The sequence below is a fragment of the Salinibacterium sp. NK8237 genome, assembly GCF_015864955.1.
Lineage (GTDB): Bacteria > Actinomycetota > Actinomycetes > Actinomycetales > Microbacteriaceae > Rhodoglobus.
In genome coordinates this window covers 989738-1016002 of sequence record NZ_JADYWE010000001.1, presented here as the reverse complement: position 1 = coordinate 1016002, position 26265 = coordinate 989738, and the positions used below count along the sequence as shown (strand labels likewise).

The following is a 26265-nucleotide window of genomic DNA, read 5'->3' as shown; positions in this document are numbered from 1 at the left end:
TGGCTGCTAGCCGTTTTGCTTGGCGAGAAGGTCGCGAATTTGCAGTAGCAGTTCTGCTTCGGTCGGGCCAGCTTCAGGTTCGATAACGACCGGTTTGCGCGCGTTCGCGAGCTTGTTGGCGTAGTTCATAGGTGCAACGATGGCGAAGTACACGACGGCGGCGACGAGCACGAACTGAATGATCGCCGCGAGGACCGCGCCGAAGTAGATCGTTGCCCCGCTGGTGCCAATTGCGACCGGGAGTGCTGTCGCCAGCGACTCTGCACTGAACAGGGCGCCGATGAGCGGGTTGAAAACCGCTTCCACAATCGTGTTGACGACTGCCGTGAAGGCAGCGCCAATGACGACGGCTACGGCCAAGTCGATGACATTGCCACGCAAAATGAATTCTTTGAATCCGCTTAACATGATTACTCCTCTGTGTGGGGGAAGTAATAACTATGACGCTTTTGCGGCCGATGGTGAAGAGGCTGGCGGAGATGAGGGGTTCGTCGACGGCTTCGAATCTGACTTCGCGGAGTCAGATTTCTTCGAGTCAGGGGACGAGCTCGACGAACTTGAGGAGCTTGACGAGCTCGAGCTGGAGTCAGTCGAACTCGTGGTCGCACGTGAGTCGTTGCGGTAGAAACCCGAACCGTTGAACGTGACTCCGACGGCGGAGAAGATCTTGCGAAGTTTGCCTTGGCAGGCGGGGCAGACCGTGAGCGAGTCATCGGTGAACGATTGCTGAATATCGAACGCGTTGTCACATTCGGTGCAGCGGTAGGAATAGGTAGGCACGAGATCCTTAGTTGTGCTCGGTGATGGTCACAATTCCCGTGGGGGTAACTATGCCGTTTACTGGTTGGTCATGAATTTCTGTGGGCACTTTATCCACGAATTCGCTGTCGAAGATCACCGCGTAGACGGGTGGCTTGGTCTCCATAGAGCCGAGGGTCTTGTCGAAGTAGCCGCGACCCCACCCCATGCGCATTCCCGTGCGATCCACGGATGCCGCGGGCACAATAATCAGGTCGACATCGTTGATGGCGATCGGGCCAAGCACGTCGCTCGTAGGCGCTGGCATGCCGATGAGGTCTTGGTCTTCATCTTCGCCGTCGTAGGGGGCCCAGTCGAGTAGGCCATCGGCGCGCGAGATGGGAAGCAGCACGGTGATGTCGTGGTCGCAGGCCCAGTGCAAAAATCCGCGGGTTTCGGGTTCGTCGGTGGTGGAGAGGTAGGCGGCGATCGAAGTAGATCCGAGTCTCTGAGTGAGCTCGATGAGGTGCTCTGTTACACCAGTGTTAAATTCTTCCCGCTCTTTGGCGGTGCAGATGCGTCGGCGTTCGCGTAATTCGGCTCGGAGTGCACGTTTATCGTGACTGACATCGTCGGTCATACTAAGCATTCTACGAGACTGGCCGACTACGCTGTACCTATGGCTACGAAGATTACTAAAGCGGTTATCCCTGCTGCAGGTCTGGGCACACGATTTCTCCCGGCAACGAAAGCTATGCCGAAGGAGATGTTGCCGGTTGTAGATAAACCGGCTATCCAATATGTCGTAGAGGAGGCTGTTGCCGCTGGCCTCACCGACGTGTTGATGATCACCGGGCGTAATAAAAACGCCCTTGAAAACCATTTCGATCGAATGACAGAGTTGGAGTCGACGCTCCAGCAAAAGGGCGATACAGATCGCCTCTCTAAGGTCGAGTTCTCCAATGACCTCGCCGACATGCATTACGTCCGTCAGGGCGATCCGCGTGGCCTCGGTCACGCCGTCCTTCGTGCCAAAATGCACGTCGGTCACGAACCGTTTGCCGTACTGCTCGGTGACGACCTCATCGACGAACGCGATGTTCTGCTCTCCCGCATGCTCGAAGAGCAAGAGGGTCGCAACGCCACGATCATCGCCCTCATGGAGGTCGACCCGGCCCAGAGCCACATGTACGGCATCGCGACGGTGGAACCCACCGACGACCCCGATGTTGTGCACATCACGGGTCTCGTAGAGAAGCCGGCTCAGGGCACAGCGCTCTCCAACCTCGCGATCATTGGTCGCTACGTGCTGACTCCAGAAATCTTCGAGATTCTTGAGCGCACTGACCCAGGCAAGGGCGGCGAAATCCAACTGACAGATGCCTTGCAAGAGATGGCAGAGAACGACATCGCGGGCGGCGTTTACGGCGTCGTGTTCCGCGGCCGCCGTTACGACACTGGTGACCGTCTCGACTACATCAAGGCCATCGTGCAGCTTGCTGTTGAGCGCGACGACTTGGGCCCTGAACTGCGCCCATGGCTTAAGCAGTTCAGCACAACACTGGATTAACGGGTGGCGTTTGGCATTCCGACGCTTGGCGACGGAAACATCAGTATTCGGCCCATTCGGGTGCGAGACGCTCGTGCGTTAGAGAAAGAACTTCGCGACAACCGGGGGTGGCTTCGCCGGTGGGAAGCCACCAGCCCGGTTGGTCCGTCGTCGTTCGACGTGAAGTCGAGCATCCGGGGGCTGTTGCAACAGTCTCGCGTGGGCACCGGCTTGCCGTTCGTCATCGAGTTCAATGGTGAGGTCGCGGGTCAGCTCAACGTTTCCTCAGTCACCTATGGTTCACTCGCGTCAGCGTCCCTCGGATACTGGGTGTCAGAACGATTCGCGGGCAAGGGGCTCACACCGACGGCCGTAGCGCTCGCCACGGACTACTGCTTTTTTCAACTCGGTCTTCACCGCATGGAGATCTGCATTCGGCCCGAAAACGAGCCGAGCCTTCGGGTGGTCGAGAAGCTTGGGTTCCGCTACGAGCAACTGCGGCGCCGCTTCATCCACATCGATGGTGACTGGCGCGACCACTTCTGCTTCGCTCTCACGGTAGAAGAAGTCCCGCAAGGAATCTTTCGCCGCTGGAAATTGGGCACCGCGCCACAGCAGGATGCCCATATTCCCGCCGAGGACCGCCTGCGCGCCGCGCACCCGCTGACGCTTCCGCCACGCTGATCCACTCGCTGGGACTCTCAGCAACTTCTGATGTCTCTGCCGCGTGCCGAGAGCCTGACTCGCCCGGAAGCTCGTAGCGTATACCCATGGAACTCACCAGCATCGGCGGCGGCGTCATGATCGCGCTCGCTGCGGCGCTGTGGCTCGTCTATCTGATTCCGAATTGGTTCAAGAATCGCGAGTACTTGGCCACCGAACGCAATGCCGTTCGACTCCAGCAGACCATTCGCATTCTCGCGCAAACCTCAGAAATTCCTGATGCCGTGCGTGCGGAAGCCGTGGCGCGACAAGCCGCTGAACTGGCGAAAGCCAACCTGAATCAAGGGCCGGTCGCTGTCGGCCGCGCTGTTACGCCACCGACGCGCGAAGAAGTGCTTGCGCTGTCTGCCCGTCGTCTTCGCCGCACTCGCGCATTCACCGCACTAGTTTTGCTCGCCAGTGTCGCCGTCGTCGGCGTCAACGTGGTCCTCATCTTCACGGCAGGTGCCGCACTCTCATCGGGAACCTGGCTTATTCTCGCTGCTGCGACGATGGCGGGAATCAGCGCGAGTGCAATGTTGTCGCGCCTCGCCACACGTTCACGAGCACGCCGGAGCGAGCAAGCCCCGAGAACTCGTGCCGCGGCACCCCGTCGTCGTGTGGTGCTCTCCTCGGAGGCCCCGATCGAAGACGTCACCTCGAAAGTCAGCTGGACTCCCGTTCCCGTGCCGAAGCCCATGTACCTCAGTCGCAGCAACGCGCCAGAAACAGTAGTTGCGGCAGCGCGCCACGCCGGACAGATCGACAGCGAGCTGCGGGCCGCGGCGGAATCCGCCGAACAAGCCCTACGCGCGAACACCGCCGCGATGGCTGCGGCTACTCGCGAAGCGGAGCTTGCGCGGGATGCTCGGCGTGCGCCGGCTGCTCCCGCCGAAGCTCCAGCCGCGGCATCCGCTCCCAGCAGGTTTGCTGGCATGGGGATCGTCGAAGAATCGGGCAACTCGCTCGATCTCGACGCCGCGCTTGCTCGTCGTCGCGCTAGCTAACCACTTGCTGTCCCGCTACCGGGCAGAACAATGGGGCGTGCAGTGCGAAGAATCTCCGCACCGCACGCCCCATCCTCGTTCTAGTGAGTTGTCGCCGCTTCAGCGCCGTGGCCACTGAGCGAACGCACGTCCATCTCGGCAGCAAGCGCCGGGTCTTCTGTGCGAGACGAGGTCACTGTTCCCAACCAGCCGAGAGCGAACCCGAGCGGGATCGAGACGATACCCGGATTTTGCAGCGGGAAGATCGCGAAGTTCACGCCTTCACCCAGCATCGAAGTGGGGGTTCCGCTCATGACGGGCGAGAACACGATCAGCAGAACCGCCGCTGACAAGCCGCCAACCATGCTCCAGACGGCGCCGCGAGTGTTGAACCGCTTCCAGTAGAGGGAGTACAGGATCGTCGGAAGGTTCGCGCTTGCGGCAACCGCAAAGGCGAGCGCCACGAGGAAGGCGATGTTCTGACCTTGAACGCCAATACCACCTGCGACGGCGAGTACCCCGATCACGATGACGGTGCGACGCGCGATCTTAACCTCGGCATCTGGGTCTCCCTTGCCCTTCTTGATCACGTTGGAGTAGATGTCGTGAGCGAAGGATGCCGCTGCCGTGATCGTGAGTCCCGCCACGACCGCAAGGATCGTAGCGAACGCGATCGCGGAGACGAACCCCAGCAACAGTGGCCCGCCGAGTTCGAGTGCGAGCAACGGAGCAGCGGAGTTCACTCCGCCAGGAGCATCCAGAATCGTCGCAGAACCTACCAGGGCCGCTGCACCGTAACCCAACACGAGGGTAAGGATGTAGAAGCCACCGATGAGCCAAATTGCCCACACGACTGAGCGCCGTGCTTCCTTGGCGGTTGGCACCGTGTAGAAGCGCATGAGCACGTGAGGCAGGCCTGCCGTGCCCAGCACGAGGGCGAGTGACAGGGAGATGAAGTCGAGCGGGTTCGTGCCGTACTTGAGTCCCGGCGCCAAAATTGCCTCAGCGGGCGTAGCCACGGAGTTGTCGACCGCGCTCTGCAGCACGCGCGACAGGTCGAAGCCGTTGAGCACGAGTACCCAGATCGCCATCGCGATTGCGGCGCCCACGAGGAGGAAGGCTTTCACAATTTGCACCCACGTGGTGCCCTTCATGCCACCGATCAGTACATACAGGATCATCAGACCGCCGACGATGGCGACCACAATCGACTGACCGACCTTGTCGTCAATGCCAAGGAGTAGCGAGACGAGTCCACCAGCTCCGGCCATTTGGGCGAGCAAGTAGAAGAAGCAGACGGCGAGCGTTGTGAGCGCTGCTGCCATTCTTACTGGTCGCTGCTTCAGGCGGAAGGAAAGAACATCCGCCATCGTGAATTTTCCGGTATTGCGCATGAGTTCAGCCACCAACAGCAAGGCGACCAGCCAGGCCACCAAGAAGCCGATGGAGTACAAGAATCCGTCATAGCCATTGATCGCAATGGCACCAACAATGCCGAGGAACGATGCTGCAGAGAGATAGTCTCCGGTGATCGCGAACCCGTTCTGTGGACCGGTGAACGAACGCCCGCCCGCGTAATAGTCTGCCGCCGTCGCGTTGTTGCGACTGGCGCGAATCACAATAAAGAGGGTGATTCCGACGAAGCCGATGAAGATCGAGATATTGAGAACCGGATTGCTCTGAGACTCAGCGTCGACCGCCGCAGCGGCGAGCATGGCCAGGGTGTTGGCGGTCATAGTGCTGACTCCTTTGCGGCGAGATCTGCTCTGATTTGGGCGGCGAGCGGATCCAGCCGCCGGTTAGCGAATGACACGTACATCATGGTGATCACGAACGTGCTGATGAATTGGCCGAAACCGAGCAGTAGCCCGACATTGATGACGCCGAAGACGGGCGTGGCCATGAAGTCATGGGCGTAGGCCGCCAAAATCACGTAGGCGAAATACCAGACCAAGAAGAACACCGTGAGCGGAAACACAAACGAGCGGTGTCGCCGTTTGAGTTCGATAAACGCCGGCTCCTTCTCTTCATCTTGATAGATGAGCCCGGCACGCACGCTCGGCGCATCGCTGGGCTCGCCGGGTGGGGACATCGCATTTTTAATGGGGGAACTTTCGTCAGACATTTGGGGCCTCCTTGCCACAAACAATTGAGAGGGGAACGGATGGTGGGGAATCGTGAAGCGGGAACTACTGCGAGCGAGTGCGTCCGGCAGCGGTGTAGAGCGCATCGAGCACCGTGACGTCTTCGATTGTGGGAGGGATGCGAACCTCTTCGCCATCGAAGATCTGACGAATCGTTTTGCGGAGGATCTTGCCCGAGCGCGTCTTGGGCAGACGCTCAACGACCATGACGTCTCGGAAGGCAGCGACCGGGCCGATCACCTCGCGCACGAGCGCGACAAGTTCGATGGCGAGATCATGCTCAAGGCGATTGCGGCCGTGCTTCATCGTGATGAACCCTGCAGCGCGCTGGCCTTTGAGCTCATCGTGCAGTCCGAGAACAGCGCATTCGGCCACATCGGGATGCTGAGAAATCACTTCTTCGAGCGACCCTGTCGAGAGGCGGTGCCCCGCGACGTTGATCACGTCATCGGTGCGCCCCATCACGAAAAGGTAGCCGTCGTCATCGAAGTAACCGGCATCACCGGTGGCGTAGTACCCCGGAAACTCCTCAAGGTACGAAGTGGCGAACCGTTCCGGGCTTCCCCAGAGTCCGATGAGGGCACCAGGAGGAAGCGGCAACTGGATGGCGATGTTTCCCTCGGTGCCCGGCTTCGTCACATCGTTGCCATCCGCATCGAGGATGCGGGGGAGGAAGCCCGGCATCGGCACTCCCGTTGAACCAGCCTTCGAGGGCAGTTGCTGCACACCGCGCGGATTGGCACAGATTGGCCACCCTGTTTCGGTCTGCCACCAGTGGTCGATGATGGGAACGCGGATGCCGTCATTGGCCCAGTGCCAGGTCTCGGTATCAAGGCGCTCGCCGGCGAGATACACCGCTTGCAGGCTGGAGGTGTCGTATCTGCTCAGCTCGTCGAGCGCGGGGTCCTCTCGGCGGATCGCGCGCAGCGCGGTCGGTGCCGTGTACAGCACATCAACCGCGTAGTCCTGGATGATGCGCCAGAACGTTCCGGCGTCGGGGGTGCCAATGGGCTTTCCTTCGTACAGCACGGTGGCCGCACCGGCCAGCAGCGGACCATAGACGATAAAGGAATGACCAACGACCCAGCCGACATCCGATGCGGTGAAGATGGTGCTGTCGTTTCCCACACCGTAGATATGAGTCATGGCCCACTCCAGAGCGACGGCATAACCGCCGGTGTCCCGCACGACACCCTTGGGGCTTCCGGTTGTGCCTGAGGTGTAGAGAATGTAGAGCGGGTCGTTGGCGTGCATCTCCACGGCGTCGGCAGGGAGAGCGGCAGCTTCGAGGTCATCCCAATCGAGCCAAGCGACGTCGAGCGAGCCGCCGCTCGTGGCGCCGGTGGCGTACTCGGCGATATCGCCATTGATCTGCGGACGGTCTTTGACCACGACATAGCGCACGCTGCCGGTGCTCAAGGCAATGGCCTGATGCACGATCGGCAGGTATTCCACCTGGCGTGACGGCTCGAGGCCACCGGTCGCCGTCACGATCACGGATGGCGTGGCGTCGTTGATCCGCACGGCCAGTTCATTGGCGGCGAACCCTCCAAACACGACGGAGTGTATGGCGCCGATGCGGGCACACGCGAGCATCGCCACTACGGCCTCAGAAATCATCGGGAGGTAGATCAAGACGCGATCGCCAGCACCGACTCCGAGTTCGTGAAGTGCGCCGGCAAATTTGCGAACGCGTTCGAGCAGCTCGGCATAGGTGAGAGTTTTTTGCTCACCCGTCATCGCGGAGTCAGTGATGAGGGCGGGGTTGTTTCCTCGGCCGGCGGCGACGTGCCGGTCGAGGGCGTTGACGCTTATGTTGAGTGTTCCGTCGGCGAACCAGCAGCCTTGCGCTGTTCCGAGCTCGTGGGCCGGTGAGGGGGAGGACAGCGTCGGTGGGGTGATCCACTCAATGCGCGCTGCTTGCTCAAGCCAGAACCCATGGGGATCGTGGGTGGCCTGGTTCTGAATTTCGGCGAAGGTACCGCTCTGCTTACGCAAGCGTGCGGCCGTGTTGTGAGCGGAGACTCGCTCTAGCGAAGGGGCATCTGACATCAATTTCTCCTTTGAAATGCTTGATGTGGATTCTCAGTGGGGGCGGAAGAATCCCGTGCTAGCCTCAGATTACGGAGGGGCGTACCGCACGTAATACCCCCGAAAGTTGGGAATCCGCAATGACGCAGATGTCTGAACCAAGTGACTTTGAATTGATCCAACAGGCCACTCGCGAGATCGCCGCGAGCACGGGTTTCAGCCTGTCGTTTGGCGGTCTCACCTCGGGCATAGAGCTCACCGTTAGTGCCTTTAGCGGCGCCCGCACGGGCAACCTCGATGGGCTCAAGGTGCGGCGAGAGCGTGGGCTTGGCGGGTTGGCTATGGCGCAACGCAGTCCGCGATTTACGCGCGACTACGAGCACTCTGCTGACATCACTCACGACTATGACGGCGCTGTGTTGGGCGAAGGAGTTGTCTCGCTTTTGGCGATTCCGATCATTGCCGGAGGAACACTGCGCGGGTTGATTTATGCCGGATCACACTCTCTCGTCGAGCCGGATACGGCAGCGGCTCGACCGGCGGTGGCGATCGCTGCCGCACTAGGAAACGAGCTCGCCATTCGGGATGAGGTGACCCGTCGAATGGTGGCGCTGCGGTCGAATCAGCGTGGGGGATTGTCGCCCGTCGCCCAGGAGCACTTGAGGGAACAATTTGCGCAACTTCGCCAGCTTGCGGCCACGGTGTCGGACCGTGATGTGAGGCAGAAGCTCCGCGATATCGGGCGAGAGCTTTCGCAAGCGGTGTGCCGCGGTGGCGACGATGCGTTGGCCCGAGCAACGGTGCAACTTTCGCCACGAGAGACGGATGTTCTCTCGTGCGTTGCGCTTGGTTACAGCAACGCTCGAACGGCTGCGCTCCTCTCGCTCACCGAGCAAACGGTGAAGGGATACCTCGGTAGCGCCATGAAGAAGCTCGATGCATCGTCACGTTTTACGGCAGTCTCGACCGCGCGAAAGCTCGGATTGATGCCGTAACCCTCGCGGCGTACCGCAGCGCGTGAAGTCAAATGTCGAATGCTGTTTCCTGAGTGATATCGTTAGTGCTGCAGTACGGGCCCTTGGCGCAGTTGGTAGCGCGCCTCGTTCGCATCGAGGAGGTCAGGAGTTCAAATCTCCTAGGGTCCACCAACTGTAAAGGCCGCACAGCCTGTCGTCATGACGGGCGGTGCGGCCTTCTTTGCGTTGTAAGGTCCGCCGTGGTCTAGTCGGCGATATTCAGAAGCAAATGACCTGACGACACCGTAAGGCCGACGGACGCGTTCATCGTGGTAACAACGCCGTCCTTGTGGGCAACCAGCGGCTGCTCCATCTTCATTGCCTCAAGCACGAGAATGAGGTCGCCCTTGACGACCTTGTCGCCCTCGGCGACCGCAACCTTAACGATCGTTGCCTGCATCGGTGCTTTCACCGAGTCACCGGTGATGGTGTTGACGCTGGATGCTGCCCGACGCTTCGGAGCGGCAGAGAGGGTTGCTCCGGTCGACGTGCTTGGCACGAGCTTCGAGGGCAGATTCACTTCGACGCGCTTGCCGTTGACCTCAACGACCACGTTGTGGCGGGCTACCACGGGCGTCTCGTCGGCCAGTGATCCGGTCCACGGCTCAATGTCGTTGTCGAAGTCGGTTTCGATCCAGCGTGTGTAAATGCTGAACGGTTCGCTCGTGAAGGCAGGATCGCGAACGATCTTGCGGTGGAACGGAAGAACGGTGGGAAGACCAGCAACCTCGAACTCGTCGAGGGCGCGACGCGAACGCTCAAGAGCATCCTCGCGGCTGGAACCGGTAACGATGAGCTTGGCGAGCAGCGAGTCAAAGGCGCCGCTGATCTCGTCGCCGGTCGTGACACCGCTATCAACGCGGATGCCGGGGCCGCCAGGCATGCGCAGAACGTGCACAGGGCCGGGGGAGGGCATGAAGTTGAGCCCGGCATCTTCACCGTTGATGCGGAACTCGAACGAGTGGCCGCGCGGGATGGGGTCGTCGTAGTCAAGCACGCCGCCCTCGGCGATGCGGAACTGCTCACGAACGAGGTCGATGCCGGTGACTTCTTCAGAAACGGGGTGTTCAACCTGCAGGCGAGTGTTCACTTCGAGGAACGAAATCGTGCCGTCCTTGGCAACCAAGAATTCACACGTGCCGGCACCGAGGTAGCCGACCTCGCGCAAGATGGCTTTCGACGACTCGTAGAGCTCTTTGTTCTGCTCGTCGCTGAGGAACGGGGCCGGTGCTTCTTCCACAAGCTTCTGGTGGCGACGCTGCAGCGAGCAGTCGCGGGTGGAGATCACGACGACGTTGCCGTGAGCATCCGCAAGACACTGAGTTTCAACGTGGCGGGGCTGGTCGAGGTACTTCTCGACGAAGCATTCGCCGCGACCGAACGCGGCAACAGCCTCACGAGTGGCGGAATCGAACAGCTCGGGGATCTCTTCGCGAGTGCGTGCAACCTTGAGGCCACGGCCACCACCACCGAATGCTGCCTTGATGGCAACGGGAAGACCGTGAAGATCAACGAAGTCGAGAACCTCAGCTGCGCCCGATACCGGGTTGAGCGTTCCGGGAGCGAGCGGCGCGCCGACCTTCTCCGCGATGTGGCGGGCTGACACCTTGTCACCGAGCTTTTCGATTGCTTCAGGCGATGGGCCAATCCAGATGATGCCGGCATCGATGACGGCGCGCGCAAACTCGGCGTTCTCGGCCAAGAATCCATAGCCGGGGTGAATGGCGTCAGCACCAGAGCGGCGAGCGATCGACAGGATCTTGTCGATCACGAGATATGTCTCAGCACTCGTCGAGCCGTCGAGGGCATACGCCTCGTCAGCGAGCTTCACGTGCCGGGCATCCCGATCCTGGTCGGCGTAGACCGCCACAGAACCGATGCCACTGTCTTTAGCCGCGCGGATAACGCGAACGGCGATCTCTCCGCGGTTGGCGATGAGTACCTTCGTAATACGAGCCATAGTGACCTAGCTTATGGGGATGACGGCCGAAGCCTTGGGCTGAAGCGCACAAAAAAATAGGGCAAGCACTGTGAATGCCTACAGAGTGGGCCGATCAATGTTCCAGAGATCAGTCCACTCCGCGTTGAACTCGCGCATGAGCTGGCGCACCAGCGACACCGAAAGCCCCACTACAGCGTGCGGATCGCCTTCGATGCTCTCGATAAAAGCCGCCCCGAGACTGTCGATGGTGAACGAGCCCGCAACTTTCAAGGGTTCGCCCGTGGCGACGTACGCATCAATTTCAGAATCTGTGATGTTGGAGGCGAAACGTACGCTGGCGCTCGACACGGCACCCGTAGCTCCTCGCACTTCGCCGCCGCGGTGGTCAATGAGCCAGTGACCAGAGTGCAATACCCCGGTGCGACCCCGTTGGGCGAGCCAGCGCTGCCGCGCGATCTCAGGTTCGTGTGGTTTTCCGAATAATTCGCCATCCAATTCGAACGCGGAATCTCCGCCAAGAATGAAGCCGTCGATGGGGCCACCGTTGACGAGCGCGCCGACAACGGCTTCAGCCTTTGCGCGCGCCAACAACTCAACAAGTGCGGGGCCGTCAAGGGGACCAGGAGCGGCGGCAGCTACCGCGTCTTCGTCAACGCCAGAGGCTAAAAGTACGGGGTCGACGCCAGCCGCGCGCAGCGTTGCCAGACGCGCGGGAGAGGTCGAAGCAAGATAAAGGCGCACAAAGGCTCCTATGCTCAAGGGATGGGTGAATTGCTTGGCCGAATGATCGAAGTAGACGTTACCAACATTGCGCACGGGGGTGTCAGTGTGGCGCGGCACGATGGTCGTGTCGTTTTCGTCTCCGACGCGATCCCGGGTGAACGCGTGCAAGCGCGCATTACCGACGACAACAAGAAGTCGTTCTGGCGCGCCGAAACGGTGAAGGTCATCACACCGAGTGAGCACCGCCAAGAGCATGTGTGGTCAGCCGCGAGTGTTGACCGCGACCCCGACAATCGCGCCGGCGGCGCCGAGTTTGGCCACATCGAGCTCGGTCATCAGCGTGTGCTTAAGGCACAGATCCTCAACGAATCACTCGAGCGCATGGCAAAAGTCTCGCTCGCTCCTGTCGTCGAAGCAGTCCCGGGTGACGATGAACGCAAGGGACTCGGATGGCGCACCCGCGTCAGCCTGCACGTTGACGAACACGGCAATGTCGGTCCGTTCGCGGCTCGTTCCCACCGCGTTATCTCTGTCGCTGACCTGCCATTGGCAACGCCCGAACTTTCTGCCGGAGCACCGCTCGGCGAAAACTTCGATGGGTTCGAGCGGGTGGACATCCTCAACCCCAGCTCGGGCGGCGTTCGCCTGATTATGGGCAAGCAGAAGCCGCAAGTCATTACCGAAACTGTGGGGGAGCGCGATTTCACGTTGCTCGATTCCGGATTCTGGCAAGTGCACCACGGCGCCGCCGCGATGCTGACTTCTGCTGTGCAAGATGCCATCGATCCCGCGCTGTTCGACCCAGCGGCATCCAACTTGGATCTTTATGGTGGCGTAGGACTCTTCGCTGCCGCGGTGGGGGACAAGTTTGGCCCATCAACCAAGATCACCACGGTGGAAGCGGAATCGTCGGCCACCGACCACGCCGCCAATAACCTCTCGGACTGGTTAGGCGCCCATGCCGAAACTGGCCGCGTCGACCGTTGGTTGCGCCAGCACTTGAAGGAAGCGACAGCTGTTGAGCGCGACCGGCTAGAGCGTTCAACGATCATTCTTGACCCTCCGCGTTCGGGCGCAGGGCGAGAAGTTGTTGACCTTGTTGCCAAGGCGCGCCCCGCGCAGATCGTCTACGTGGCGTGCGACCCCGTTGCCTTTGCGCGGGATGTCGCCTTCTTCGCCGAGCGCGGCTACGAGCTCTCTACCGTGCGGGCGTTCGATCTCTTCCCCCACACTCACCATGTGGAGGCTGTGGGAGCGTTCACACGTAAATAGCGCAGTGTGTTTGGGGTCATAAAGGCGCGTGGTCGCGCTCTCTCCCACTACTATGGGGGACAGAAACTCAGGAGGACGCCACATGGCCCAGACAGAACCATCCGGGACAGAAACGCCCAGTGAGAGCGCCCAGCGCAAAATTGCTGTTGCTGTTGTCGATGACCACGAATCAGTGCGATTGGGCCTAAAGGCTGCCTTTATCGACGAAGGCTACGACTTCGTTCTCGCCGCAGCCACAGTGAAAGAGCTGGTGGAAGGCCTCAACGGTCGCGAAGTTGATGTCGTCGTGCTTGATCTCTCGCTTGGCGACGGTTCTACCGTCACCGACAACGTCAAAAACGTTCAGGCTACCGGCTCTGCTGTGCTGGTGCACAGCATCGCTGACCGTGTCGCCAGCGTGCGAGAGGCTCTGGCCGCCGGTGCTGCCGGAGTGATCCCCAAGTCATCGGCCACGAAGACGGTGCTCGCTGCAGCGGCAACCGTCGCCCGCGGCGAGGTGCTCAACAACCTTGAGTGGGCTACCGCTATTGATGCCGACCGAGACTTCTCCAAAGCACAGCTTGGTCGTCGCGAGCGCGAGATCTTGCACCTCTACGCCTCGGGTCTCCCGCTCAAGCTCGCAGCACAGCAGCTCGGAATCGGCTACTCAACCGCGCGCGAGTACTTGGACCGCATCCGTGTGAAGTACGTCGAAGTCGGACGCCCCGCGCCGACCAAGGTAGACCTCTTGCGCCGCGCAGTCGAAGACGGCATCCTGCCAGGACTCGACTCTGAAGGCGGCGATGGCCACTAGCCTGGCTGTGGCGCGACCGGCGCCGACGGCCAAACAGCCGCGAAACCCGATCAGCCGCAAACAGGTTGAGCGGGTAATCTCACGCTCCGTTGCCGTCATCGGTCTGGTTTTTGGCGCCCAAACGCTCCCGTGGCTCTTGGGCCAGGCGGGTGAAGCACAGCCGTGGTGGCTACTTATCTTCGTTCCGGCACTGTTCGGAATGCTTATCGTGGTTGTTGTCGCGTCGTTCGCCAATCGCTGTGTGCGCGCCGTTCACGGCACGTTCGCCGTTGTTTATTTCCTCGCCCTGCTGAGCTGGCCATTCACCGTCATCCCCGGCGCCGAAGTTTTTAGCGGAATCCACTGGCTGAACTACCTCATCACGGTAGCGACGGCGATGGCAGCGATTGCCTTCAACAGGGTGCTCGCGACGATTTACCTCTTCGCGGCCCCGCTCGTGTATCTCATCGTGCGTACGCTTCCCGTCGGTGGTGGGGCGCCGCTCCAGCTCGCGGTGCTCGAAACGTTCTACGCCCTCATCCTCGGTAGCGCGATCATGATCATCGTTACGATGCTTCGTCAGGCAGCGACCAACGTCGATAACGCGCAAGCCACTGCGCTGCAGCGTTACGGGAATGCTGTTCGGCAGCACGCGACAGAAGTTGAACGCGTGCAGGTTGATTCGATCGTGCACGATAGCGTTCTGACGACCCTCATTTCAGCCGCTCGCGCCTACACGCCTCAGGCCGAGCGACTCTCCGCTGTCATGGCAGGCAACGCCATTGGGCACTTGCGCGAAGCAGCAGCAACATCGCCAGACGATATCTCGACCGTTCAGGCTACGGATCTCGCTCAACGTGTTGTGACCTCCGCTGAATTGCTGGCCTCCAACTTCACGTGTGCCGTTCGCAGCGTCGGAGCGCGCTCGCTTCCCGTGGTTGCTGCAGAAGCAGTGCACTCTGCGGCGGTGCAGGCCATGATGAACAGCATCCAACACGCTGGTGGTTTCGACACTCAACGCAGCGTCGAAGTGCGAGGCCTCGAGGGTAACGGCATCGAGATACTGATTACCGATACTGGTGCGGGCTTTGATCTCGACTCTGTGCCTCAAGAACGTTTGGGAGTGCGCGTGTCGATCGTGGAACGTGTCGCTAACGCGGGGGGTCGCACCGCGATCGCATCGATACCCGGTGCGGGAACGCAAATCTGCATCCAGTGGCCGCACGGCAATCGCAGCGACGAATTAAATACAGAAAGCTTGCGCCCGACCGTTTATGACGTGCAGGGGGACGACCTGTGAATATCGGTGTTCCTCGGTACCTGATCGTCGGCTTGGCTGCGCTCTTCTCGGCGTATCACATCGTCTTGGCGAACTACACGATCGATATTCCTGCTCACGCTGGTCCGGTTTACGTCGCGATGGTTCTTTACGGCGTAGCAACCATCGTCAGTTTGTTGCCCTGGGGTCCTTTGCGAATGCCGATCTGGATGGCAACGTTCAATTTCGCTACGGTCGTGGCGATCTCGCTGCTCGTGGCCAACGAACTCGACTTCACCCGCGAAGGTGGCACAGGCTACGCAACGTGGTACGTCGCCGCTAGCGGCACCCTGCTCACGATCACCTCGACACGAGGCCGCCACACATTCGCGTGGCTGGGCATAGGTTTCTTGGTTGCGCACACCTTCAGCCTCGGCCCGGTTGGCCCGGCTGGGCTCTTCAGCCTTGGCATTATCGGAAGCGCATCGTGGGTTGCTGTCTCCCACGTTCTCAGCAGCGGGTTGGCAAAGGCATCCAAGGATGCGCAGCGCTTTGTGCTCGCAGAGCAGGAAGCCACTGACTGGCAAGCGGCGCAAGACGCCCACGTGCATGAGCGTCAATTCCGTCTGGAACAAACGGGAATGATGGCGTTCCAAATGCTCGAACGCATTCAAGAAACCAACGGTGACTTGTCTGAGGCCGAACGCCGCGAATGTTTGAATCTTGAGGGGGCTATCCGTGACGAAATTCGCGGCCGCAAGCTCTTGAACGACGCGGTACGTGACCAGGTCATGATCGCGCGCCGTCGCGGCGCCACCGTCACACTGCTCGACGAGGGCGGAATCGACGACCTGTCAGATGACGATCTCGATCGGGTGCTGAATCGTCTCGCGCAGGCCATTCAGTCAACCAGTGCCGACAAAGTGATTGCACGCACTGTGCCTGAGGGGTCGGATGTCGCGATCACTGTCGTGGGACTACACAGCGCCGGAGACGGCGAATCGAGCGCTCTCGGGCAAGACTCGCTCGAAGAAGATGTCGTTGACATCTGGCTGGAGATCCCGCGCGTGGATAGCGTCGCCGTCTAACCCCGCTGCACGAGCGCTGAGCGCCCTGCGTGACTATTCCGTTCGCGGAGTGCGCAGACGCCCGTCCGCGGCGTGAGAGCGCCGCTGGCGATTCTCAGGGGTGCGCCCTAGCCCCGGTCAATGAACTCGCTGGTCGTAATGATGAGCGATGGCCATGGGCTTATGCCAATCGGCCCACTCGTTAAAGAACGAAGGACCGGAGTGGCTATAAGAAGCACTTCTCCGGTCCTTCGCTAGAACCCGGATCAGGACGATAACCCGAATACCGTCCTGATCCGCCCCCAAAGAATTGGCCCGCTTACCCTAGTCGGCCAATCTTTGGCGGTGTAACTCCTATGGAGATCCACCTAGCAGTTAATATTCTGCATCATGCAAACAACTAACAAAGTCGGTTTTTAGGGGGACTCTCGGGGGACAATCTGTCTATTTGGGTGAAAAAGTGGCCCGAAAACCCGGTTTTCAACGGATTCCGTACTCCCCGAACGGGGTACGACTATGAATGCACATGTTTTAGCCGAAAGACGGTCCAAAAGAGCTGCGGCTAGCGTCGAGCGCTTGCATTCCAAGCCCCGGGCCCGGGAGCCAAGGGTTCCCGAATCGGTCGCTGGTTGCGCGCCCACGCCGAAATCGGGGCGGTTTCTTCCGCCCCGGCATTCTCGGCGGACTCGAGCAGAGCAGCACGAACGACGGCCGTAACCGCAGCGATCTCGTCAGCAGAGACATTGGCGGAAACGATGCGGATGTCTGCAGGTTCATCCTGCGCGTGTTTGCCGGTCACAGCGGAATGTTTCCGTGCTTCTTGGGCGGCATGCTCGCGCGCTTGGTGCGCAGAGCGCGCAGCGCCTTCACGACCTGCACACGAGTAGCGGCCGGCTCGATCACTCCATCGAGTTCGCCGCGCTCGGCCGCGAGGAACGGGCTTGCAACGTTGTAGGTGTACTCGTTGGCGAGGCGGGTGCGCACGGCTGCGACATCCTCACCTGCGGCTTCTGCGGCCTTGATCTCACCGCGGTACAGGATGTTGACGGCGCCCTGGCCGCCCATGACGGCGATCTCAGCCGTCGGCCACGCATAGTTGAGGTCTGCGCCAAGCTGCTTGGATCCCATGACGATGTAGGCCCCGCCGTATGCCTTGCGCGTGATAACGGTGACGAGTGGAACGGTTGCTTCCGCGTAGGCGTAGAGCAACTTGGCGCCGCGGCGGATAACACCGGTCCACTCCTGGTCGGTGCCTGGCAGGTAGCCAGGCACGTCGACGAGCGTGAGGATCGGGATGCTAAACGCGTCGCAGAAGCGTACGAAGCGTGACGCTTTCTCGCCGGCTTCAATGTTGAGGGTTCCGGCCATCGCCTGTGGCTGGTTGGCGACGATACCCACTGAGCGACCTTCAACGCGACCGAAACCAACCACGATGTTAGGGGCGAATAGCGGCTGCGTCTCCAGGAAGTCGCCATTGTCGACAATGTGCTCGATGATCGTCTTCACGTCATAGGGCTGGTTAGGGCTGTCGGGGATGATCGCGTTGAGCTTGCGATCCTCATCCGTGATCTCCAACTCAACTTCACTCTCATAGACGGGAGCATCCGAGAGGTTGTTGTCTGGCAGGAAGCCGACGAGGGTGCGAGCGTAGTCGAGGGCATCCTCTTCATCGCTGGCGAGGTAGTGCGCAACACCAGACACCTTGTTGTGGGTGAGAGCGCCACCGAGCTCCTCCATGCCGACGTCTTCACCGGTAACGGTCTTGATGACGTCGGGACCGGTGACGAACATTTGGCTGGTCTTGTCGACCATGATCACGAAGTCGGTGAGGGCGGGGGAATACACAGCGCCACCGGCAGCCGGGCCCATGATGATCGAGATCTGCGGAATGACACCCGAAGCTTGGGTATTGCGGCGGAAGATCTCGCCGTACTTGCCCAGAGCAACAACGCCCTCCTGAATGCGGGCTCCACCGGAGTCGAGCATTCCGATGATGGGAACACCGACCTTCATCGCGTGGTCCATGACCTTGATGATCTTCTCGCCGGCAACCTCACCGAGCGATCCACCAAAGATGGTGAAGTCTTGTGCATACACGGCAACCTGGCGACCGTGGATGGTGCCAACGCCCGTCACAACAGCGTCACCGTACGGGCGCTTCTTTTCCATGCCGAAAGCATGGGTGCGGTGGCGAACAAACTCATCGAGCTCAACGAAGGAACCGTGATCGAGCAACTGCTCGATGCGCTCGCGGGCAGTCATCTTGCCCTTGGCGTGCTGCTTTTCGATGGCCGCGTCGCCGCTGGCGGTCACAGCTTCGTGATAGCGGTTCTTGAGATCGGCGATCCGGCCGGCGGTCGTGAACATGTCTGGAGTCGTATTGTCTTCGGTCACTGTGTCACTTTACCTACCCATCCACCGCTTGTGTGGTTGGTGGAACCCACAAGTTTGAAGGCGGTTTCATTGAGGAAACCATAGAGGGGGCATCCATGGCACGCTGCAGCGCTCTACGCTGAAGCGATGCACTTGCCATTGAGTACCGCTGTACTGCCGCTGCTTGAGCACCTCGACGAAGTGGGTTCGACCAACCGCGAACTCGTGGCGCGGGCCGCCCGAGGCGAAACCGAACATCTTTCGGCGCTCGTGACCACCAACCAGACCGCTGGTCGTGGGCGTCTAGGGCGTGAATGGATTGCGCCGGCAGGCAAAACGTTCGCCGTTTCCGTATTGGTAGCGCCCAACGACGCTCCGATCGAAGCATTGTCATGGATGCCGCTCATCGGCGGACTCGCCATGGCGAGGGCCGTTCGTAGCCTTGTAACCGATCGCGAGGTCACCCTCAAGTGGCCAAACGACGTTCAGATCGAGGGCCTCAAAGTGTCGGGATTGCTCTCCGAACTCGTGGCGGGCGGCACAGGAGTGATCGTGGGAGCGGGATTGAATCTCACGATCCAGCGCGACGAGCTGCCGACATCCGTCTCCACTTCCCTCCTGTTGGAAGGGGCTGAGCCCGGCATCGATAAGGCGTTGAGCCGCTACCTGACCGAATTCACCGGGCTTGTCGAGCAGTTCACGGCAGCGGGTCTTGACCCGGTGCGAAGTGGGATCGCGGATGTCGTCCGTGCAGAGTGCGGAACGATCGGTCGCCGAGTGCGGGTCGAGTTGCCAGACGGCGCCCGCATATTTGGCAGTGCTGAGACCATCGATGATGAAGGACGACTCGTCGTGAGGGACGACGCGAACGGGCTCCTGCAGCACGTCGCGGCAGGTGACGTCACTCACCTGCGGTATGAATGATCTATGCCGAATGAGATGAGCGTTCAGCGCGAGGCGATCGTTGCCCGCGTTCGCTCTCACGCGCGCGCACTAGTTTTTCCGAGCATCATTTTTGTGGCAACGGCGGGGGCTCTCGGGTACTTCTTTGGTACTTTCGCGGAAGATTGGCAGAATCTCGCGCTACTGACGGCCGGATTGCTGCTGATCGTCGTCGCGTGGCTCTTGCCCTTCTTCGCGTGGCTTGCCCGCAATTACACGATCACAACGCGACGCGTGGTTCTTTCTAGCGGTATTTTCGTGCGCATCCGTCAAGAGCTGCTGCACAGCCGCGGCTACGACGTCACGGTGCGACAGTCATGGGTGCAACGGATGTTCGGCAGCGGCGATCTGCTGATCAACGCGGGCCACGATCACCCCGTTGTTCTCCGCGACATTCCCTCCGTTACGCTCACCCAAGCTGCGCTTCACGACCTCATGGAGAACAACCAAAACGTGGTCTCATTGCGTCGTCAGCGCGAGGAATCGCAGGCATCTGACGAGACGGCTGTGTGGGGAACACGCTAGACCGCGCAGTTTCGCGCGAGGCTATCGCGGCATCCGCGTTGCTGGGTCACTTGGCGTCAACTCTCATCAGATAGGGTGCGCACTGTGAAGATCTCAGTTATCGGATGCGGGTACCTCGGTGCCGTGCACGCGTCCTCCCTCGCAAAGCTCGGCCACGACGTTGTCGGCATCGACATCGATCCCGCGAAAATCGCGCTACTGGCGTCGGCGCAGGCCCCGTTCTATGAGCCAGGGTTACCAGAATTGCTGGCCGAAACGCTCGCCAAGGGCACTCTCAGTTTTTCTACAGACATGGACCGTGCTGAGGGAGCAACGGTGCATTTCATTGCCGTCGGCACGCCGCAGCAAGCTGACTCGAACGCAGCAGACTTGCGCTTTGTTGAGGCGGCATTCGACGCGCTTGTTCCGCACCTCGCTGTGGGGGATGTCGTTGTCGGCAAGTCCACGGTGCCGGTGGGCACAGCAGAGCGCCTCGCCGGTCAGATTGAGGCTGTCGGAGCGCACCTCGCCTGGAACCCCGAGTTCTTGCGCGAAGGTTACGCGGTCAAAGACACCATTAGTCCTGATCGTTTGGTCTATGGAGTCCGCCCGGGCGACGACCATGCTGTCGCAGCACTCGATGATGTCTACGCCACCGTGTTAGCCCAAAATATTCCGCGGGTCGTGACCGATTACGCGACCTCTGAACTCGTAAAAGTCGCCGCGAACGCGTTTCTCGCGACCAAAATTTCGTTCATCAACGCCATGGCCGAGGTGGCTGAGGTTACTGGTGCCGACGTTACCCAGCTCGCGGACGCCATCGGGTACGATCAGCGCATCGGTCGCCGTTTCTTGAACGCCGGCCTTGGTTTCGGTGGTGGCTGCCTTCCCAAAGATATCCGTGCTTTTATGGCACGCGCGTCGGAGCTTGGCGCTGGAGACGCGCTCAGCTTTCTCGGTGAGGTGGATGCGATTAATCTTCGCCGCCGCGAACGCATGGTCGATCTCTGTCGCGAGGTGCTCGGCGGAACCCTTGAGGGTGCGCGGGTAGCTGTTCTGGGTCTCGCCTTCAAGCCTGACTCTGATGACGTTCGCGATTCGCCTGCGCTCGACGTAGCGGCGCGACTTGCCGAACTTGGCGCACACGTGCGTGCGACCGACCCGCAGGCAATCGAGACGTCACGGCGGCTACGTCCCGGACTCGATTACGTCACCACGTTCGAAGAAGCGGCGCAGGATGCGGATGTCGTGCTTGTGCTCACGGAATGGCGTGAATACCGCGCTATTGATCCGAGCGAACTGAATTCAGTCGTTGCGGTGCGCGCGATTCTCGACGGGCGAAATTGCTTGGACCCGGTGCAGTGGCGAGAGGCCGGCTGGACCTATCGCGCGCTCGGGCGTCCCTAGCGCGGCACCGGTAGCGGGTGCCGTGGCCGGTGCTGCGGCAGTGGGTGCAGCCACGAGCGGTTCGTCGTTGAGGGGCTCTTGAACAAAGACCCACGTGCGATATCCCCAAAAACGGAAGACGGTGCCGAGAACAAGCCCGATCACGTTGCTGGAGATGTTGTCTGCCAGCAGTGAAGTGAAGCCGAGCACGTAGTGCGACACGACGAGGCAACTCAGGCCAATCAGAATGCCGCCAAGGCTCACGAGTCCGAATTTGAGGCCTTCGCGAACAGGATGCTGAAGCTTGGTGCGTCGAAAAGTCCAGTAGCGATTGCCAAGCCAATTGGCGACGATGGCGACAGCGGTGGAAGCGACCTTGGCGAGTACTGGTCCCTCATGCAGAACCTCGGGCGCGAGGATTGTGGTGCGCAAAATGTTGAAGATGACGACGTCGATTACGAGGCCAACGCTGCCAACGAGCCCGAAGCGGCTCAACTGGGTAATGAGTAAACGCACGAATCCGCCCGGTCGATAAGCAAAGATAGAAGAAGCGGTGAAATTGTAGCTGCGAAATCTTGCGCAATCCTGATAATCAGTCAGCGCTAACTCTGGAGAGATCATGTCAGTAAAAGTCGGTGTAATCGGTGGAGGCCAATTGGCCCGCATGATGATTCCTCCTGCTCTCAATTTGGGCATTGATATTCGCGTGCTTGCTGAAGCCGAAGGATCCCCCGCCGATCTGGCAGCGACGGTTGTCGGCGACTACCGTTCAATTGAGCAGGTGCTCGCTTTTGCGCGCCAAGTTGATGTCGTGACGTTCGACCATGAGCATGTTCCTCAAGACGTATTGCAGGCAATGGTTGCCGACGGCATCGCCGTGCACCCTGGCCCACATGCGTTGCTTTTTGCCCAGGACAAACTGCAGATGCGTGAACGCCTCGCAGAATTGGGTTTGCCTATGCCGGCGTGGGCGCGGGTCGCCAATGTTGGCGATGTTGACGACTTTCTTGCGACGCACAACGGAGTGGGTGTTCTCAAGACCCCTCGCGGCGGCTATGACGGCAAGGGCGTTCTGATCGTGCGTGCTGGGGCGGAGGCCGCGCAGTGGCTGACCGACGGTGAGCTATTGATCGAGGAGCTCGTCGACTTTCGCCGCGAATTGGCGCAGTCCGTAGCCCGCAACTCTTCGGGTGATGTTGCCCTGTGGCCCGTGGTGGAGAGCATTCAGCGCAATAGCGTGTGTGCCGAGGTCGTGGCGCCTGCTCCGCAACTGAGCACCGAGCTTGCGGAACAGGCTGCGTCGATCGCTCGCACTATCGCTGACGGTCTCGACGTCACCGGCGTACTTGCCGTCGAACTGTTCGAAACCAGCGATGGTCGAATCATCATCAATGAGCTCGCTATGCGGCCGCACAACACGGGCCACTGGAGCATCGATGGATGCCAGACAAGCCAGTTCGAACAGCACCTTCGTGCTGTGCTCAACCTTCCGCTCGGAGCCACTGCAGCACGCGACGAGTGGTCGGTGATGGTGAATATTTTGGGCGGTCCGGTCGGGCAAGAAATGCATGAGCGGATTGCCGCGGCAACCGTGGCTTCTCCGGCGATCAAAATTCACGACTATTCGAAGCAGTCGCGACCTGGCCGCAAGGTGGGGCATGTCACGGCGTCGGGCGCAGACCTTGACTTTGTGCGCAGCGCTGCTCGGGCTGCCGCTGCTGAGTTCGAGTAATTTCTCTCATGCACCGTTAGTGCGCCGTGTGTTGAAGGCAGCTCCTCAGGAGCGGGAAGATAGTATCCTCCTATGTCTTCACCGCTCGTTTCGATTGTCATGGGATCAGATTCCGATTGGTCAGTGATGAAGGGCGCAGCCGAGATCGTGGCTGAGTTCGACGTCTCTTACGAGGTCGAAGTCGTTTCTGCCCACCGCACCCCTGAACGTATGATCGAATTCGGCAGGCAGGCGGCGTCGCGTGGCGTGCAGGTGATCATTGCGGGAGCAGGTGGCGCTGCCCATCTTCCTGGCATGGTGGCCTCGGTCACGACATTGCCTGTTGTGGGTGTTCCGGTTCCGTTGGCAAAGCTCGACGGTCTCGACTCGCTGCTCTCCATCGTGCAGATGCCTGCGGGCATCCCCGTCGCGACGGTCTCGATCGGCGGTGCTACGAACGCTGGCCTTCTGGCGCTGCGCATTATTGGCGCAACTGATGCTGCTGTAGCGACGAAGCTCGCGGATTATGCACGCGGTCTCGAGGCGATGGTCGCCGATAAGAACGCTGCTTTACAACAGCTGCTGTGAGCACAACATCCTCGTTGCGGGCGCCAGACTTAGGCTCGGCGCCAACGATGACCCGTCGTGCATGGTGGCTGGTCGCGCTGAACGTTTTCGTGCCCGGTTCGGCCCAAATTCTGGCGGGTAGTCGCAAGCTCGGACGTTTTGCTGTTGTTGTTACAACGTTGTTTTGGGCGCTGGCAATTCTTGCATTCGTTTCGTTTTTTTGGTTTCGTGAACTTTTCCTCGCCGCAGTCACCAACGCTATTGTTCTCGCGGTCATCGAAGTGGTGCTGATTGCCTACGTGGTTCTGTGGATCGTGCTCGCGGTGGATTCCCTGCGTCTCGCCCAGGTAAAGAGAGCGAGCGTCGGTGCGCGCCCGTTCGTGGTGGCGTTCTCACTCATCGCTTTAGTTGCCTATTCCGGTGTCGCAGTGGCCGCGGTCAACATTGTTGACTCCGCGCGGTCAACTATCACCGAGGTTTTCACGAGCGCGGATTACGCACCACCGACTGATGGCCGCTACAACATCCTTCTTCTTGGCGGGGATGCTGGGCCCGACCGGGTTGGCCTTCGTCCAGACAGCATTTCGATTGCCAGCGTGGATGCAGAGACGGGGGAAACCACCCTCATCGGCATCCCCCGCAATCTCGAGCTCATTCCATTCGTCGAAGGTTCTCCGTTGTATCAGGATTTCCCTTCTGGCTACGACTGTGGCGATGAATGCCTGATCAGTTACCTCTACACCTACGGTGAAGAGCATCCTGAGTTGTATCCGGATGCCGAAGCGAACGATAGTTCGGCTGGCGTTGAGGCCATGCGCGACGCTGTCGAGGGAGTCACAGGGCTCGACCTGCAGTACTACGTGTTGATCGACATGCAGGGCTTCGACGATCTCATTGATGCGCTCGGCGGAGTGGTCATTAATGTGACAGAACGCCAACCTATCGGTGGCGATGAAGACGAATTCGGTCAGCCCATTAACGTTGATGGCTGGGTTGAGGTCGGCGAACAGCGTCTGGGAGGCTGGGAAGCTCTCTGGTACGCCCGCGCACGACACGGTTCAAATGACTATGACCGAATGCTCCGCCAACGTGAGGTGCAGGAAGCCATCCTTCGGCAGTTCGAACCGGCAAACATTTTGACGAAGTTCCGCACGGTCGCGGATGCGGGCAAACAGGTGGTGACAACGGACATCCCGTCAGTGATGCTCGGTCTGTTTACTGAACTCGCCAGTAGCGCGCAGGATTTCCCGATCGCGACGCTGGAACTGTCGCCACCGACTATTGACGTGGGAAACCCCGACTACGATCACATCCGTGAACTCGTCGCGGAATCAGTTGTTGGCACGCCGGATGCTGAAAGCGAGTCCGAGTAGCCGAGTAGCCGCTCACCCAGTGCAGGGCTGAGTGCGCCGAGTTACAGGTCGGCGTGCAGTTGCCACACCTTATCGGCGGCGGCTCGCCACGTGAATACGTGTGAACGGTCGAGACCGCGAAAACCGAGCTGGCGTTCGAGTTCGCTGTCGTTAGCGACCGAGGCAAGTGTCTGCGCGAGTCGTTCCGGGTAGGTTTCTGCGCTTTCGCGGGCGACCGCAATTCCCGCGTCTGCACTGAGTTCGACGACAGCGGCGGCGTCTGAATGCACAACGGGGGTGCCGAGCGCGAATGCTTCGAGAACAGGAAGGCTGAAACCTTCTGAGCTGTCGGGGTGGGCGAAAATGGTGGCGTTGTTGAGGGCAACAGCGAGATCATTGTCGTCGAGTGCCCCGAGGTGGCGAACGCGTTCTGAACTGAGGCCAGCGGCGGCGATCGTGCTCGCGATGTCTCTCTCGCCCCAGGCGGGCGGGCCCGAGATGAGCAATGGGATGTCTGGCGCGTCAGGATGTGCCATGGCTTGGATCAGCGCATCCAATTGGGTGTGAGGTGCAAGCGTTCCCGTAGCCAAAATGTAGCGCTCGGGTAGTTCCAAGGCGAGTGCGCGGGCGTGCGCGTTGAATGGTTGTTTCACCCGTTCGGTTGCTGCGCCAGGGATTACGCGCACTCGTTCGCCGAAGTCCATGATGTCGTTGAGCTCATCAGCGACAGAGTGGCTCGTGACCACAATCGCATCCGCATATTTGAATGCGCGTTTCGCCATCGCTTTGTTCCAAGCGACCTGTCTGCTGCTCATGGACTCGGGGCTGGTCCAGGCCAACACATCGTGGACAGTGACTACGGTTTGCGTGCCAAGATCATTGACCCGATCATGGCGGGAGAGGGGGGCGAACAAGCTCGGAGAGTGGATGAGGCCCTTGCCCGACATGCGGGTTGCGGGAATGCTTGTCACGCCATGCTGCCACGCACGCGTGAGAGCGTCGTGTCCCAATCGCAGGGTGGTGAGTTCGGCAAGGCCAGGGAAGGTCTCTTCGATGTGGGCCGAGCTAGTGCTGTTGTTTGAGACGATACCGGCGACTTCGCAGTTGGGGGGTGCGCTGACAATAAGCTGCGCGATCAACTCTTCGGAGTAACGACGCAAAGTACGTGTTGCAGGCGCGGCTATGTCGTCGAGGACTACGCGCAGGGTCGTCATCGCCATATTGTTCCTT

26 protein-coding genes, 1 tRNA gene and 1 pseudogene are annotated in these 26265 nt (G+C 60.3%); 16 read left to right on the top strand and 12 right to left on the bottom strand.

Annotation, left to right across the window (positions count from 1 at the left end):
• Window positions 1-6: 6 nt before the first annotated feature.
• On the bottom strand, window positions 7-408 hold the full coding sequence (gene mscL / locus I6E56_RS04880; RefSeq protein WP_197136415.1) for a large conductance mechanosensitive channel protein MscL: 402 nt from the start codon (window positions 406-408) through the stop codon (window positions 7-9).
• Between mscL and I6E56_RS15290 the strand changes: the two genes are divergently transcribed.
• Window positions 407-625 (top strand): hypothetical protein, encoded by a 219-nt coding sequence (locus I6E56_RS15290; protein WP_307842825.1) that lies wholly within the window; start codon window positions 407-409, stop codon window positions 623-625. The two genes, mscL and I6E56_RS15290, sit on opposite strands and share 2 nt — an antisense overlap.
• A gap of 14 nt (window positions 626-639) precedes the next feature.
• Here I6E56_RS15290 and I6E56_RS15285 read toward each other — a convergent pair.
• Together I6E56_RS15285 and I6E56_RS04870 are read right to left on the bottom strand one after the other, a co-directional pair.
• Window positions 640-780, bottom strand: a pseudogene (locus I6E56_RS15285) (FmdB family zinc ribbon protein); the annotation flags it as partial.
• A gap of 7 nt (window positions 781-787) precedes the next feature.
• Window positions 788-1378: a 5-formyltetrahydrofolate cyclo-ligase gene (locus I6E56_RS04870; RefSeq protein WP_197136411.1), complete on the bottom strand. Its 591-nt coding sequence runs from the start codon at window positions 1376-1378 to the stop codon at window positions 788-790.
• A gap of 39 nt (window positions 1379-1417) precedes the next feature.
• On the opposite strand from I6E56_RS04870, the gene galU reads away from it, so the two are divergent.
• The 3 genes from galU (at window position 1418) to I6E56_RS04855 (ending at window position 3996) form a co-directional block, all read left to right on the top strand.
• On the top strand, window positions 1418-2308 hold the full coding sequence (gene galU / locus I6E56_RS04865; RefSeq protein ID WP_197136410.1) for a UTP--glucose-1-phosphate uridylyltransferase GalU: 891 nt from the start codon (window positions 1418-1420) through the stop codon (window positions 2306-2308).
• A 3-nt stretch (window positions 2309-2311) separates the two neighbouring features.
• Window positions 2312-2971, top strand: a complete 660-nt coding sequence (locus I6E56_RS04860; RefSeq protein WP_197136408.1) for a GNAT family N-acetyltransferase — start codon at window positions 2312-2314, stop codon at window positions 2969-2971.
• An 86-nt stretch (window positions 2972-3057) separates the two neighbouring features.
• Complete coding sequence (locus I6E56_RS04855; protein ID WP_197136406.1) at window positions 3058-3996, top strand: hypothetical protein; 939 nt, start codon at window positions 3058-3060, stop codon at window positions 3994-3996.
• Window positions 3997-4076: 80 nt separating this feature from the next.
• Here the strand turns inward: I6E56_RS04855 and I6E56_RS04850 are convergent, their stop codons facing one another.
• From I6E56_RS04850 to I6E56_RS04840, 3 genes are all read right to left on the bottom strand, one after another.
• Window positions 4077-5711: a cation acetate symporter gene (locus I6E56_RS04850; protein ID WP_231606247.1), complete on the bottom strand. Its 1635-nt coding sequence runs from the start codon at window positions 5709-5711 to the stop codon at window positions 4077-4079.
• Window positions 5708-6100, bottom strand: a complete 393-nt coding sequence (locus tag I6E56_RS04845; protein WP_231606246.1) for a DUF485 domain-containing protein — start codon at window positions 6098-6100, stop codon at window positions 5708-5710. The genes I6E56_RS04850 and I6E56_RS04845 overlap by 4 nt, the downstream gene beginning before the upstream one ends.
• Before the next feature lie 64 nt (window positions 6101-6164).
• Window positions 6165-8171 carry an AMP-binding protein gene (locus tag I6E56_RS04840; RefSeq protein ID WP_197136405.1) on the bottom strand — a complete coding sequence of 669 codons (2007 nt, stop codon included), beginning with the start codon at window positions 8169-8171 and terminating at the stop codon, window positions 6165-6167.
• 119 nt (window positions 8172-8290) lie between these two features.
• Here I6E56_RS04840 and I6E56_RS04835 point away from each other — a divergent pair, with 119 nt between their 5' ends.
• Together I6E56_RS04835 and I6E56_RS04830 are read left to right on the top strand one after the other, a co-directional pair.
• Window positions 8291-9145: a LuxR C-terminal-related transcriptional regulator gene (locus I6E56_RS04835; RefSeq protein WP_197136402.1), complete on the top strand. Its 855-nt coding sequence runs from the start codon at window positions 8291-8293 to the stop codon at window positions 9143-9145.
• Between the two features lie 77 nt (window positions 9146-9222).
• A tRNA-Ala gene (locus I6E56_RS04830) sits at window positions 9223-9298 on the top strand.
• Between the two features lie 73 nt (window positions 9299-9371).
• On the opposite strand, the gene I6E56_RS04825 is transcribed toward I6E56_RS04830, so the two are convergent.
• Complete coding sequence (locus I6E56_RS04825; RefSeq protein ID WP_197136400.1) at window positions 9372-11126, bottom strand: biotin carboxylase N-terminal domain-containing protein; 1755 nt, start codon at window positions 11124-11126, stop codon at window positions 9372-9374.
• A 78-nt stretch (window positions 11127-11204) separates the two neighbouring features.
• Window positions 11205-11849 (bottom strand): nucleoside triphosphate pyrophosphatase, encoded by a 645-nt coding sequence (locus I6E56_RS04820; protein ID WP_197136399.1) that lies wholly within the window; start codon window positions 11847-11849, stop codon window positions 11205-11207.
• A 21-nt stretch (window positions 11850-11870) separates the two neighbouring features.
• Here I6E56_RS04820 and I6E56_RS04815 point away from each other — a divergent pair, with 21 nt between their 5' ends.
• From I6E56_RS04815 to I6E56_RS04800, 4 genes are all read left to right on the top strand, one after another.
• Window positions 11871-13103, top strand: coding sequence for a class I SAM-dependent RNA methyltransferase (locus I6E56_RS04815; protein ID WP_197136398.1), 1233 nt, complete (start codon window positions 11871-11873; stop codon window positions 13101-13103).
• An 82-nt stretch (window positions 13104-13185) separates the two neighbouring features.
• Entirely contained in the window at window positions 13186-13896 is a 711-nt protein-coding gene (locus tag I6E56_RS04810) for a response regulator (RefSeq protein WP_197136397.1), read from the top strand.
• A complete protein-coding gene (locus tag I6E56_RS04805; RefSeq protein ID WP_197136396.1) occupies window positions 13886-15175 on the top strand; it encodes a sensor histidine kinase in 1290 nt (429 codons plus the stop codon). The genes I6E56_RS04810 and I6E56_RS04805 overlap by 11 nt, the downstream gene beginning before the upstream one ends.
• Window positions 15172-16221: a hypothetical protein gene (locus tag I6E56_RS04800; RefSeq protein ID WP_197136395.1), complete on the top strand. Its 1050-nt coding sequence runs from the start codon at window positions 15172-15174 to the stop codon at window positions 16219-16221. Before I6E56_RS04805 ends, I6E56_RS04800 begins: the two co-directional genes overlap by 4 nt.
• Before the next feature lie 541 nt (window positions 16222-16762).
• On the opposite strand, the gene I6E56_RS14975 is transcribed toward I6E56_RS04800, so the two are convergent.
• Together I6E56_RS14975 and I6E56_RS04790 are read right to left on the bottom strand one after the other, a co-directional pair.
• The gene (locus I6E56_RS14975) at window positions 16763-16999 is read right to left on the bottom strand and encodes an acyl-CoA carboxylase epsilon subunit (protein ID WP_197136393.1); all 237 of its coding nucleotides are present in this window, start codon (window positions 16997-16999) and stop codon (window positions 16763-16765) included.
• Window positions 16996-18567, bottom strand: a complete 1572-nt coding sequence (locus I6E56_RS04790) for an acyl-CoA carboxylase subunit beta (RefSeq protein ID WP_197138095.1) — start codon at window positions 18565-18567, stop codon at window positions 16996-16998. The genes I6E56_RS14975 and I6E56_RS04790 overlap by 4 nt, the downstream gene beginning before the upstream one ends.
• A gap of 153 nt (window positions 18568-18720) precedes the next feature.
• On the opposite strand from I6E56_RS04790, the gene I6E56_RS04785 reads away from it, so the two are divergent.
• The 3 genes from I6E56_RS04785 (at window position 18721) to I6E56_RS04775 (ending at window position 21426) form a co-directional block, all read left to right on the top strand.
• Window positions 18721-19497: a biotin--[acetyl-CoA-carboxylase] ligase gene (locus tag I6E56_RS04785; RefSeq protein WP_197136391.1), complete on the top strand. Its 777-nt coding sequence runs from the start codon at window positions 18721-18723 to the stop codon at window positions 19495-19497.
• Between the two features lie 3 nt (window positions 19498-19500).
• Window positions 19501-20040: a PH domain-containing protein gene (locus I6E56_RS04780; protein WP_197136389.1), complete on the top strand. Its 540-nt coding sequence runs from the start codon at window positions 19501-19503 to the stop codon at window positions 20038-20040.
• A gap of 84 nt (window positions 20041-20124) precedes the next feature.
• Entirely contained in the window at window positions 20125-21426 is a 1302-nt protein-coding gene (locus tag I6E56_RS04775; protein WP_197136387.1) for a UDP-glucose/GDP-mannose dehydrogenase family protein, read from the top strand.
• Here the strand turns inward: I6E56_RS04775 and I6E56_RS04770 are convergent.
• Complete coding sequence (locus I6E56_RS04770; RefSeq protein ID WP_197136385.1) at window positions 21325-21921, bottom strand: GtrA family protein; 597 nt, start codon at window positions 21919-21921, stop codon at window positions 21325-21327. The genes I6E56_RS04775 and I6E56_RS04770 overlap by 102 nt on opposite strands.
• A gap of 103 nt (window positions 21922-22024) precedes the next feature.
• Here I6E56_RS04770 and I6E56_RS04765 point away from each other — a divergent pair, with 103 nt between their 5' ends.
• From I6E56_RS04765 to I6E56_RS04755, 3 genes are all read left to right on the top strand, one after another.
• Window positions 22025-23137, top strand: a complete 1113-nt coding sequence (locus I6E56_RS04765; RefSeq protein ID WP_197136383.1) for a 5-(carboxyamino)imidazole ribonucleotide synthase — start codon at window positions 22025-22027, stop codon at window positions 23135-23137.
• 72 nt (window positions 23138-23209) lie between these two features.
• Window positions 23210-23704, top strand: coding sequence for a 5-(carboxyamino)imidazole ribonucleotide mutase (purE, locus tag I6E56_RS04760; RefSeq protein ID WP_197136382.1), 495 nt, complete (start codon window positions 23210-23212; stop codon window positions 23702-23704).
• A gap of 47 nt (window positions 23705-23751) precedes the next feature.
• Entirely contained in the window at window positions 23752-25056 is a 1305-nt protein-coding gene (locus I6E56_RS04755; protein ID WP_197136381.1) for an LCP family protein, read from the top strand.
• A 41-nt stretch (window positions 25057-25097) separates the two neighbouring features.
• Here the strand turns inward: I6E56_RS04755 and I6E56_RS04750 are convergent, their stop codons facing one another.
• Window positions 25098-26249 (bottom strand): glycosyltransferase family 1 protein, encoded by a 1152-nt coding sequence (locus tag I6E56_RS04750; protein ID WP_197136380.1) that lies wholly within the window; start codon window positions 26247-26249, stop codon window positions 25098-25100.
• Window positions 26250-26265: the final 16 nt, after the last annotated feature.

Bases quoted from the DNA above. Each gene is read 5' to 3' on its own strand.
- I6E56_RS04850 (WP_231606247.1), bottom strand. From the start codon at position 5,711: ATGACCGCCAACACCCTGGCCATGCTCGCCGCTGCGGCGGTCGACGCT.
- I6E56_RS04785 (WP_197136391.1), top strand. From the start codon at position 18,721: ATGCACTTGCCATTGAGTACCGCTGTACTGCCGCTGCTTGAGCACCTC.
- galU (WP_197136410.1), top strand. From the start codon at position 1,418: ATGGCTACGAAGATTACTAAAGCGGTTATCCCTGCTGCAGGTCTGGGC.
- I6E56_RS04855 (WP_197136406.1), top strand. From the start codon at position 3,058: ATGGAACTCACCAGCATCGGCGGCGGCGTCATGATCGCGCTCGCTGCG.
- I6E56_RS04765 (WP_197136383.1), top strand. From the start codon at position 22,025: ATGTCAGTAAAAGTCGGTGTAATCGGTGGAGGCCAATTGGCCCGCATG.
- I6E56_RS04870 (WP_197136411.1), bottom strand. From the start codon at position 1,378: ATGACCGACGATGTCAGTCACGATAAACGTGCACTCCGAGCCGAATTA.
- mscL (WP_197136415.1), bottom strand. From the start codon at position 408: ATGTTAAGCGGATTCAAAGAATTCATTTTGCGTGGCAATGTCATCGAC.
- I6E56_RS04845 (WP_231606246.1), bottom strand. From the start codon at position 6,100: ATGTCTGACGAAAGTTCCCCCATTAAAAATGCGATGTCCCCACCCGGC.
- I6E56_RS04805 (WP_197136396.1), top strand. From the start codon at position 13,886: ATGGCCACTAGCCTGGCTGTGGCGCGACCGGCGCCGACGGCCAAACAG.
- I6E56_RS04835 (WP_197136402.1), top strand. From the start codon at position 8,291: ATGACGCAGATGTCTGAACCAAGTGACTTTGAATTGATCCAACAGGCC.
- I6E56_RS04825 (WP_197136400.1), bottom strand. From the start codon at position 11,126: ATGGCTCGTATTACGAAGGTACTCATCGCCAACCGCGGAGAGATCGCC.
- I6E56_RS15290 (WP_307842825.1), top strand. From the start codon at position 407: ATGATTACTCCTCTGTGTGGGGGAAGTAATAACTATGACGCTTTTGCG.
- I6E56_RS04810 (WP_197136397.1), top strand. From the start codon at position 13,186: ATGGCCCAGACAGAACCATCCGGGACAGAAACGCCCAGTGAGAGCGCC.
- I6E56_RS04790 (WP_197138095.1), bottom strand. From the start codon at position 18,567: ATGTTCACGACCGCCGGCCGGATCGCCGATCTCAAGAACCGCTATCAC.
- I6E56_RS04780 (WP_197136389.1), top strand. From the start codon at position 19,501: ATGCCGAATGAGATGAGCGTTCAGCGCGAGGCGATCGTTGCCCGCGTT.
- I6E56_RS04815 (WP_197136398.1), top strand. From the start codon at position 11,871: ATGGGTGAATTGCTTGGCCGAATGATCGAAGTAGACGTTACCAACATT.
- I6E56_RS04840 (WP_197136405.1), bottom strand. From the start codon at position 8,171: ATGTCAGATGCCCCTTCGCTAGAGCGAGTCTCCGCTCACAACACGGCC.
- purE (WP_197136382.1), top strand. From the start codon at position 23,210: ATGTCTTCACCGCTCGTTTCGATTGTCATGGGATCAGATTCCGATTGG.
- I6E56_RS04755 (WP_197136381.1), top strand. From the start codon at position 23,752: ATGACCCGTCGTGCATGGTGGCTGGTCGCGCTGAACGTTTTCGTGCCC.
- I6E56_RS04750 (WP_197136380.1), bottom strand. From the start codon at position 26,249: ATGACGACCCTGCGCGTAGTCCTCGACGACATAGCCGCGCCTGCAACA.